The following is a 1,091-nucleotide window of genomic DNA, read 5'->3' as shown; positions in this document are numbered from 1 at the left end:
CCTAAATTTTTACAAGTCCTTGAATGCTGGCCCTTGATATCAGCGTCTAATCAAAATGGGTTATTATTTTCGGAAAGTGAGTTACAAACATCTCTTTTGATTTAGGGAATGCTTAGGAGCTTTACGCCCCATATTACGGGGTTTACTTCTACCGGGACGAATAGGCACCATGTTTTTCGGGATTTGTTCCATTATACGATTAAGCATTGCACTGCGTTTTTCTGAATTGTCTTCTAATAGCATGAGTACCAACGAGTCTTTTAATTTACCGATAAGTATGCTTGTATTAACCTTGTATTCATACTTCAAATCTTTATCCTGATTATTGTGTGCAATTTTCTCGTTCGCTTCATTTTTTGCTAGTGCCACCATATTCGATAAATACATGGACGCATAAAAATCTTGTTCAACGGCAATTTTTGTATCGCCCGTAAAGTTTTGAAGTTGAAGCTTGTTTTTTAGTTCATCATATTTTACTTCAATTCCCCAACGTCTAAAATAAAGCGCTTTAAACTGTTGAATACTAAAGCTTTCATCCAATAAATTGGTGACTAGGACTTCTTCAACCCCCGAATCTAGCATGAATCGAACAACACGCACCTTGATCGTTTCTTTACCGACGTTGATCTGTACGATCTGATCGGGTTCCATCGCCTCATTGACTTCCTTCATGGATTGATTTTTTACCCGCATGAGATAGTTTACTTCACTACCTTCTAAGTAAGCGAAAAACTGTCTTGAAGGGTATCCTCTGTCAAAAAGTATCAGATCATTTTTCAATCCCATCTGTTTTAATTTCTCAATCAGATCGATGGCAATCTCTCTTTCACCCGTAAAATAGCTTGCAATTTTGGAGGTGATGACCATATCATTTTCGAGGTCATAAATACAGGAGGCCTTGGCACGTGCGAGTTTTACATTCTTAGATTCAGAATAACCAAAAGCATTTCTCAATCGTTCCGAATTGTTAAGTTCCAAGAGTGAGGCATCAATGGCAGAAAGTCTATAACCGTTGAACGTTTTATAGTCGTCATCGCCATAATACCAAGCCATTATAGCGTCAGCCATTTTAATAAAGGCCGTAGGTAATA

The 1,091-nt window shown here is 37.8% G+C and carries 1 protein-coding gene; it reads right to left on the bottom strand.

From position 1 onward, the window contains the following. Positions 1-81: 81 nt before the first annotated feature. Positions 82-1,091: IS4 family transposase (locus BUB11_RS26480; RefSeq protein WP_073033624.1), on the bottom strand; the 1,010-nt coding region annotated here is incomplete at its 5' end.

Origin of the sequence: Desulfosporosinus lacus DSM 15449, from assembly GCF_900129935.1 — a bacterium.
Lineage (GTDB): Bacteria > Bacillota > Desulfitobacteriia > Desulfitobacteriales > Desulfitobacteriaceae > Desulfosporosinus > Desulfosporosinus lacus.
Note: the sequence above shows the minus strand (reverse complement) of the source record. Positions and strands in the feature narration are given on the sequence as shown.